This is a genomic window from Gordonia sp. 852002-10350_SCH5691597 (assembly GCF_001665715.1).
GTDB classification, from domain to species: domain Bacteria; phylum Actinomycetota; class Actinomycetes; order Mycobacteriales; family Mycobacteriaceae; genus Gordonia; species Gordonia sputi.
On the sequence record NZ_LZMO01000196.1, the window covers coordinates 1 to 9,093 of the forward strand.

4 protein-coding genes and 2 pseudogenes are annotated in these 9,093 nt (G+C 65.3%); 2 read left to right on the top strand and 4 right to left on the bottom strand.

The window, feature by feature from the left end:
• Together A5777_RS14280 and rho are read left to right on the top strand one after the other, a co-directional pair.
• Positions 1–486 (top strand): annotated as a pseudogene (locus tag A5777_RS14280) (homoserine kinase); the annotation flags it as partial.
• Between the two features lie 419 nt (positions 487–905).
• Positions 906–2,960 (top strand): transcription termination factor Rho, encoded by a 2,055-nt coding sequence (gene rho / locus A5777_RS14285; RefSeq protein WP_064863172.1) that lies wholly within the window; start codon positions 906–908, stop codon positions 2,958–2,960.
• 104 nt (positions 2,961–3,064) lie between these two features.
• On the opposite strand, the gene A5777_RS14290 is transcribed toward rho, so the two are convergent.
• From A5777_RS14290 to A5777_RS14305, 4 genes and pseudogenes are all read right to left on the bottom strand, one after another.
• Positions 3,065–3,592 (bottom strand): CGNR zinc finger domain-containing protein, encoded by a 528-nt coding sequence (locus A5777_RS14290; RefSeq protein WP_064863173.1) that lies wholly within the window; start codon positions 3,590–3,592, stop codon positions 3,065–3,067.
• A 194-nt stretch (positions 3,593–3,786) separates the two neighbouring features.
• Positions 3,787–4,785, bottom strand: a complete 999-nt coding sequence (locus tag A5777_RS14295) for a heme transporter (RefSeq protein WP_331710598.1) — start codon at positions 4,783–4,785, stop codon at positions 3,787–3,789.
• Positions 4,786–4,820: 35 nt separating this feature from the next.
• The gene (locus A5777_RS14300) at positions 4,821–6,692 is read right to left on the bottom strand and encodes a sulfite reductase subunit alpha (protein ID WP_064863175.1); all 1,872 of its coding nucleotides are present in this window, start codon (positions 6,690–6,692) and stop codon (positions 4,821–4,823) included.
• Position 6,693: 1 nt separating this feature from the next.
• Positions 6,694–9,093, bottom strand: a pseudogene (locus A5777_RS14305) (glutamate synthase-related protein); the annotation flags it as partial.

A 9,093-nucleotide genomic window follows, 5' to 3' on the forward strand; every position in this document is an offset into this window, starting at 1 on the left:
GCCGCGGCCAGCGTCCTCGGGTCAGCGGTCGTCACCTGGATCGAACCCGGCGAGCATGCCCGCTACGGCGCGCGGCGACTCGACGTCCATCCCGGCATCCGGGCGACAGCCTTCGTTCCGTCGACCGAGTCGTCGACGTCGTTCACCCGAGGCCTGCTGCCCGACGACGTCCCGCGTGCCGACGCGATCTTCAACGTCAGTCGCGCAGCGCTCGCTGTCGTCGCGCTGACGTCCGATCCGAGTTGTCTGTTCGCGGCAACGGACGATCGGTTGCATCAGCCTTATCGCGCGGCCGCCATGCCGGAGACCGCGCGGCTCGTCGCCGCCCTCCGCGCACGGGGATATGCTGCGACGGTCTCCGGAGCCGGCCCGAGTGTGCTGGTCCTCGACACGCGATCAGTCGATTCGACGGCCCGCGAGTTCGCGGCCGAGCAGGGTTTTCGTGTGCAGCAACTCGAGATCGCGGGCGGCGTCCAGATCGGCTGAATCTCCTCATGCGGATTCGGCGTGTTGCCGGTACCATGCCTGGGGGGTTATCATAAACTGGTCTAGCCGCGCAGGCTCGTTCCGCCGTGCTTCTCACCGATCTCTGATCAGTATCCGGTCGGCTCCCGGGTGCGAATAAGAGCAGTCACCGATCTGGGGCATCGCGCAATCGGCGAGCTGGCATTTCTCGTCGAGAGCAGATTCTTGTCGAGAGCCCAGCAGTTCAGGCGAGAGCACAGCAGTTCAGGAGTGACACACCGCAGCCGGACCACAATCTTGTCCGCCCATCCAGCACGGACGGCGGTCATTTCCTCTGAAGGTCGACGACGCGTCGAGCCGATCGAGCGGCGTCGGACACCTCAGTAGGCGACATCACGACCTCACGCAGCATCTGACTGCGGAGGAACGAAAGGACATCCGTGACTGATACGGACCTGATCACCGCGCCAAGCGTCGCCGACGACCAAGGCGCACCCAAGACCAAGACACGCGCAGGCCTCTCCGGCATGGTGCTGACCGAACTCCGTTCACTCGCTGGTGAGCTGGGCATCAAGGGCACGTCCGGAATGCGCAAGGGCGATCTGATCGCCGCCATCAAGGAGCGTCAGGGCGCAGGAACAGCTGCCGCCGACGCCCACAAGGCAACCTCACAGCAGGCAACCGCACCCAAGGCCGAGACCACTGACGTGGAGGCTCCCAGGGCAGCCCGCAGCGCGACTCGCCGCACGAAGACCGCAACATCCGCCGACTCGGCGCCGGAGCAGATGACCATCACCTCCGAGACCACCGCCAATCCGCAGTCGGGCAGCTCTGCCGACACCACTTCTGCCGATAGCGCGAACGGCGCGTCTGTCGAGTCGAGTGCGCAGAGCACTCGGACCGACAGCGGCCAGTCGAACAACGACCATGGTGGCAGCAGTCGGGGCGACAGCAGCCGGGGCGACGACCTCCGCGGTGACAACGCGCGTGGCGACAACGGACGTGGTGAGTCCGACAACGCAACGAACCAGGGCGGCGGCAACAATCGCAACCGCGCCCGCAACCGCAACGGCGGACAGGGCGGTTCGAACTCGAACGGCTCGAACTCGGCTCAGCAGGGCAGCAGCAACCAGGGCGGCAACAACAACCAGGGTGGCGGCAACCAGAGCGGCGAGGGCGGCCAGAACAGCGGCAAGAACCAGGGTCCTAACAACAATCGCGACAACAACAATCGCGACGACGACGGCGAAGGTGGCCGCGGACGCCGCGGCCGTCGCTTCCGTGAGCGCCGCCGCGGACGTGACCGAGACGGTTCGGGTGGCGGTGAGCCGCAGATCTCCGACGACGACGTGTTGCAGCCTGTCGCAGGCATTCTCGACGTTCTCGACAACTACGCATTCGTGCGGACCTCGGGATATCTCGCCGGTCCCAACGACGTGTACGTCTCGATGAATCTCGTCCGCAAGAACGGTTTGCGGCGCGGCGACGCGATCACCGGTGCCGTGAAGGTCCCGCGCGATGGCGAGCAGCAGAATCAGCGACAGAAGTTCAATCCGTTGGTGCGTCTCGACTCGGTCAACGAGTCGGACGTCGAATCTGCCCGTAAGCGACCGGATTTCAACAAACTGACACCGCTGTACCCAAACCAGCGACTGCGTCTCGAGACGGCCAAGGAGCAACTCGACACTCGCGTCATCGATCTCATCATGCCGATCGGTAAGGGGCAGCGCGCACTGATCGTGTCGCCTCCGAAGGCAGGTAAGACGACGATCCTGCAAGACATCGCCAACGCGATCGCGATCAACAACCCCGAATGCCACCTCATGGTGGTCCTCGTCGACGAGCGACCCGAAGAGGTCACCGACATGCAGCGTTCGGTCAAGGGTGAGGTCATCGCCTCGACGTTTGACCGTCCGCCGTCAGACCACACGTCGGTCTCGGAGCTCGCGATCGAGCGCGCCAAGCGCCTTGTCGAGCAGGGCACAGACGTCGTGGTGCTGCTCGACTCGATCACCCGCCTCGGCCGTGCGTACAACAACGCGTCGCCCGCATCGGGACGCATCCTGTCCGGTGGTGTCGACTCGACGGCGCTCTACCCGCCGAAGCGATTCCTCGGCGCCGCTCGCAACATCGAGAACGGCGGATCGCTGACGATCATCGCATCTGCGCTGGTCGAGACCGGTTCGACCGGCGACACGGTGATCTTCGAGGAGTTCAAGGGCACCAGTAACGCCGAGCTCAAGCTCGACCGCAAGATCGCGGATCGTCGTGTGTTCCCGGCTGTCGACGTCAACCAGTCGAGCACCCGTAAGGACGAACTGCTGATGTCGCCCGAGGAGTTCGGCATCATGCACAAGCTCCGTCGCGTGCTGAGCGGACTCGACTCGCAGCAGGCCATCGACCTGCTGATCAGCCAGCTCAAGAAGACCAAGAACAATTACGAGTTCTTGCTCCAGGTGCAGTCGAACGCCCCCGGCGCCATGAAGGACGACTGACACCGCAGGACGACTGACACTGCTGGACGACTGACGCCGCAGGACGACTGACACCGCAGGACGACTGACACCGCAGGACGACTGACGCCGCAGGACGACTGACGCTAGCTGGTGGCCTGCGCGGCGCGGTGGCGTCGCACAGCCGCGCGGTTTGCGCATGCCGGTGAGCAGTAGCGTTGCCGTCCGTTGCGCGAGGTATCGGCGAAGACATGGGTGCATTCGGCGAGTTCGCATGCACCCATGCGGTCGATGCCGCGTCCGGTGAGGTGCAGCGCGGTCGCGGCAGAGATCAACACACAGATTTGCTGCCAGCCCGCGACGTCGTCGTCGCGGAAGTGTAGATGCCACCCCGTCTGCGCGTGGTTCGTGAGTCGGGGAGCGGCGGCGTGCCGTAACAGCAACGCGTTCAACAGGTCTGCGCGCTTCTGCTCGTCGGTCGCGCGCGCGACATTCCGCCAGTGTTCGAGATAGTCGAGGGTCTTGTCCAGGTCTTCGGGGCCGACGTCCTCGGCGTCGAACACGAAACCTGCTGCGTCGCATCTGGCGACGAGCTCGTCCGCATCCGTCGGAGGGTTATTGGCCAGGTCGACGGCCAGTCCGACGGCATCCTGTCCGTAATGGTTGAAATGCACAATGCCATTACATCACAGTGGAGGCATGTCACTCACACATCTCGATCACGCACACCACTGGACCGCTCAGTCGCGCCACCTCACCTCGACGGGTGTGGTTGTCTACCAACGGTGTTCGTGCGGAGCGATTCGTGTCGTCGAACATGACCTCACGGACACATCAGCAACCGATCGGGTCGTCGGGCAGGGTCGGTTCAGGCAGCCAGTTCGGCCATCAGGTGATCCCACGCGTCGAACATCGCGGGCGGTACCGCGCCGGTCTGCGTGATCACCATTCCGCATCGCGCGTGGCGGTCGTAGATCTCGATGGATCCGGTCGGGCCCCACACGCCCTGCGTCCAGGTGACCCAGCACTCGGTGACGAGATTGAAGTTGATCATCGCCCGTGCGCGCCCGGATGCCAGCAGCATCTGTCCCTCGTGTTCGCGTGCGCCGTCGAGCTGATCGTGGTGCAACTGGACACAGCCCGGTGCCGCGGCGGCCATCGTCAGTTCTACGTTGTGGAGCGCAGCATGCTGGAGTGCAGCGATGGCCTGGCGAGAGCCGATGCGTGCGAAGCCTTCTCGTGCCGGCATAGTGGCAAGACGTGACACCCCGCCGTCGGCGAGGATGCTGTCGAGCTGGGTGACCTGATCGTCGAGGGCGTCGTCGGAACAGACGGCGACTTCCGGCGCATCGTTCGCAATGTCGACGTCAGGCGAGTTGTCGGACGAGAACGTGTCGGCAGATAATCCGATGGCCTCGAATGCCAATCTGTCCGACGTCTCCGTCAGATACGTTGCGTGAGCGGTGTTTCCGTCGGTGTCGAAGAGTCGGAGCATGGGGGGCGCCTGCGCGGCGGGTTCGCTGACGAGTGCGGCGCCGAGATGATCGGGGTGCAGGCGCAACGACACCCTGCCGGGGCGGCAGCGGATCGGCCCACCCGTCACGGTTGGTGTCTCGTGGACACCGACGTCGTTGAGGATGACAGGTCCCGCAACGGTCACGCTCACGATCTGATCGAGCAGCGGTAGGTGTGGACCGATCGCGGAAGCGTTGCCCCGCAACAGATGTCCCGAGAACTGCGGGTCGGCGAGCAACGCGTCGAGGTCGCTGGCGTGTGCTGCCCGGTTGCAGCGGCATGCGCCGTCGCGTGCGCAGCGTCGCGCGGAGCCGGTTGTCGGTTGTCGTGGATCGGGCGGGTTGGCTGGCATCGTTGCCATCCTTTCAACTGCTTCTCGAGGTGAGGTCAGTAGACGTCACGCATGTACCGCTTGTCCTTCTTGAGCTGAGACACCACATCCTGCGCCGCCGAGGCGCTGTGCCCGCCGTGCTCGGCGATGATCTCGTGCAACGCATCGTCGACGTCGCGCGCCATTCGAGTCGCATCGCCGCACACATACAGGTACGCGCCGTCGTCGAGCCAGCGGAAGAGTTCGGCTCCGTGAGCGCGCATCTTGTCCTGCACGTAGACCTTGTGTTCCTGATCGCGTGAGAACGCGAGGTCGAGGCGGTCGAGCAGTCCATCGGCCACGAACTGGTCTATTTCGTCGCGGTAGATGTGATCGCACGCCTCGTGTTGATCGCCGAAGAACAGCCAGTTGCTGCCCGCCGCACCGCGTTCGGCCCGCTCGTGCAGGAACGCGCGAAATGGAGCAATGCCGGTACCCGGTCCGACCATGACGACCTTCGCGTCGTCGGGTGGGAGGCGGAACGACTTGTTGGGTGTCACGAACACGCCGATCGTCTCGTCGTCGGCGATTCTGTCTGCGAGGTGCGTCGAGCACACCCCACCGCGGTCGCGCTCGCCGGACCGGTAGCGGACCGTCGCCATCGTCAGGTGGACGGTGCCGGCGTGTGCCCGCGGGCTCGACGAGATGGAGTAGACGCGGTGGGCGAGCGGCTGCAACTCCGCGAGGAGCTCGTCGGGGGTGATCGTCAGCGACTCGTCGACGTTGAGTAGATCGAGCACGTCCTTACCCCACAGCCACGCGTCGAGCGCTTCGCGGTCGCCGGTGGAGGCGAGATGTGTGAGTTCGGCATCACCGCTACGGGCTGCGATGTAGTCGACGAGATACTTCGACGCTGTCGCGATCTCATAGCGGTGGAGCAGTGCCTCGCGCAGCGGACGCTGCTCCTTGCGATCGACGACCGGTGTCTGCGGTGAGACACCGAGCCTGTCGATGATGCGGTCGACGAGCGCGGGATCGTTGCGCGGTACGACGCTCAGTCCGTCGCCGGGCTCGTAGGTGATGCCACTGTCGCCCAGCGAGATCACCAGGTGCCGAACCTCTTTGGCCGAACCGGTGCCGGAGAGAACGCTGTTGGCGATCACCGTCGCCGGGTAGGGATTCTTGCGACCCCACGTCGACTTGCGTTGGCGCGCAGGCTTCGGCGGCTTCTCTGCGTCGGATCTGTCGGTCCGAGTGATCTCGACGTCAGTGATCTCGACGTCAGTCGCCGCGGCTCCGGTCTCGCCCGCCTGCGCAACGGTCGACGATTCGCGGTCAGATCTGGCCTGCGCGAAGAGGGGTAGTGCCCGCGCCAGCCACTCGTCGGCCGTCTGCTGATAGTCGACATCGCAGTCGACACGTTCGACGACCCGTGTCGCACCTAGTTCCGCGAGCCGCGTGTCGACATTCTTGCCCGCCTGACAGAAGCCATCGTAGATCGAATCCCCGAGTGCGAGAACGCCGAATGTCAGCCCGTCGAGTCGACCGACCTCGGGCGCGGCGAGTGCCTGCCAGAAGTCCTCGGCGTCGTCTGGCATGTCGCCCTCACCGTAGGTCGACGTGACGACGAGCAGTCGAGTCGTCGTGCCGAGCGTGGCGAGGTCGAGGTCGGCAAGGTCGCTGACTCGTGCATCGAGGCCGATCTCCGCGGCCTTCGCCTTCGCCTTCTCGGCGAGCATCTCCGCGTTTCCGGTCTGGGTGCCATAGGCGATGAGCAATGGCTGGGACTGTCCGGCCGACGTCGATTCGGCCTGCGTGTGCCCGACGCCGAGTGCAGAGGCCGGTTGCGGCATGGTCATTCTCGTGTTCAGGCCAGCGAGGAAGCCTGCAAGCCAAGCCTTTTGGTCGCCCGTGAAGGGAATGTCGTTGGGAATGTAGGGCAGTTGCATGTCATCCCGCCTTCGGGTGTGAGAGAGGTGCGATGTCGTCGGCCGCGACTGGGCTGTGTGGTGTCGCTGCCGCGACGGGGCTGTGCGGCTCCGCAGCCGCGAGTGCCTCGACGACCGTCGGCACGGTCCGCGAAGCGAACAGTGCGTCGAAGTCGGGGAGAGAACCCAACACGTCACGGATGTGGTTGTCCTGGTGCATGATCCAGCCGTAGGTCGCCGGCGCGTCGACGGAGCGCACGTTGCGGGCGGCGAGCGCCCGCTTGTAGTCGTCGATCCGTTTGGCGGAGATGAGCGCGGCGATCTGTTGTTCGTCGTAGTCGGCGAGGATGCCGCGGACGAACGTGCCCACGCGTGTGATGAGGTCGAAGTCTTCGGTCAGGACGAGGTTGCGTGCGGCTCGCGCGACGAGGTGTTCCGACCGCGAATCCGCACCGACGACCGTCGATCTCGAACGACTTAGACGCGTCTGGGCGACCTCGCGGGCGAGATGGAACACGGTGAACGCGTTGAGGAGCCGGTACATCGTGGCGTCATCGGTGTGACCGTAATCGGGGACGAGGCCGTCGAGTATCGGCGTCTGGCTTTTGACATGTCGCTTGAGAGTCCTGATTTGATCGGTGGCGATGGACCCGGACAGTTCGTCGACGAGTGCGCGGTGACCGATCGTGGCCAACAGCGTCGGGGCGTCCTGATGAGTCACCAGGGCGCGCGGCATCGCGTAGCTGATGTAGTGCCGCTCGGTCTCCCAGTTCTCGAGGAGCCGGGTGGCGAGTGCGGAACCGGTTGCCTCCGCATGCATCTCGAGGAGTAGGTGGACCGCGTGGTGGTGGATTGGTGCGAGCGGGTCGTCGACTCCCGTGATCGCCCCGACGAGCACCGAGTCCGAACTGATCCGGTCGGCGAGCACACAGGCCGGATCGTATTGATAGAGGAAGCCGCCGCTCATGCCGTTGCCGAGTCCTCGGCCGAATCCGCCGATGTTGAGGACGGCGCCGTTGGTCATGTATTCACAACCGAACTCGCCGATGCCCTCGACCACTGCGGTGGCACCCGAATTGCGTACGGCGAAGCGGTCTCCGGCTTCACCTTCGACGAACAGGCGTCCACCGGTGCCCCGAACAGTGCGAAGTTGCCGACCAGGACGTTGCCGCCCTCCGCGGGCGAACCTCCACCGGGAGAGCGCACCACGACCGCGCCGCCCGACATCGACTTTCCCACACCGTCGTTGCACGTACCGGTGTGCTCGAGGCGCAGGCCGTCGTTGCAGAAGGCGCCGTAGGACAACCCTGCAGACCCCGACGTGGGGATGGTGACGGAATCGGGTGCGAGATAACGACGCCCGCGTTCGTCGACGTAGACGGTCGGCGCCAGGTCGATGTGTTCGGAAGCGGGGTCGTCGGGTGCGGTGTGGTTGAGGACGCGCTCGATGTCGACGGCCAGTTGCGCACCGACACTCTTGTTCCGATTGCCGAGGATCGTCGGGGTGGTGACGACACTGGTGGCCCCGGCGTCGAAGAGCGACTCGCGCACCTGGGTCAGCAGCGAGTCGTCGACGGAGAAGTCGGCCTCGAGGTAGACCGGATCGGTGATGACTTCGCCGTCGACGCGCGCGAGGAGCGGCGCGGTGTCGAGGCGCCCGACTATCGCAGGGTGGTCGATTCCGACGAGTAGGTCGGTGCGACCGCGTGCCGCGCGCAGATCTCCGAGTGCGAGGTCGGCGAGAATCTCCCGCACATCGTGCGCGACGTTGAGCAGGTACTGCGCCATGGCGCGCGGATCCCCGTCGAACAGTTCGGGATTGGTCGTGAGGCCAGCCGGACACTTGATGTTGCAGTTCTTGGCCATCACGCAGCCCATCATCATCAGGGCGGCGGTACCGAACTCGAAGCTGTCGGCACCGAGTAGTGCCGAGACCACGACGTCGCGACCTGTCTGATGAGCCCCCGACGCGCGGAGGACGACCTTGTCGCGGAGACCGTGCGCGCAGAGCGCCTGGTGCACTTCGGCGAGGCCGATCTCGGCTGCACGTCCGGCGTAGCGCAGGCTGGTGACCGACGCCGCGCCGGTGCCGCCGGTGTTCCCGGCGACGTTGATCACGTCGGCGCCTGCCTTGGCGACTCCGACGGCGATGGTTCCGATGCCCTCCGACGACACCAGCTTCACGATCACACGCACCCGCGCTGCTTTGCAGTCGTGGATGAGTTGCGCGAGATCCTCGATCGAGTACGTGTCGTGATGCGGTGGGGGAGAGACGAGTTCGACGCCCGGAGTGCCGCCGCGGGCCGCGGCGATCTCGACGGTGACCTTGGGTGCCGGAAGTTGCCCTCCCTCACCCGGTTTCGCGCCCTGGCCGATCTTGATCTCGAGTTCGGTGAGCATGGGGTCGGCGAGGTACCCCGCC

What these genes read in the sequence shown, in the direction of transcription:
- A5777_RS14300 (WP_064863175.1), bottom strand. Translation starts at nt 6,692, where the DNA reads ATGCAACTGCCCTACATTCCCAACGACATTCCCTTCACGGGCGACCAA.
- A5777_RS14295 (WP_331710598.1), bottom strand. Translation starts at nt 4,785, where the DNA reads ATGCCAGCCAACCCGCCCGATCCACGACAACCGACAACCGGCTCCGCG.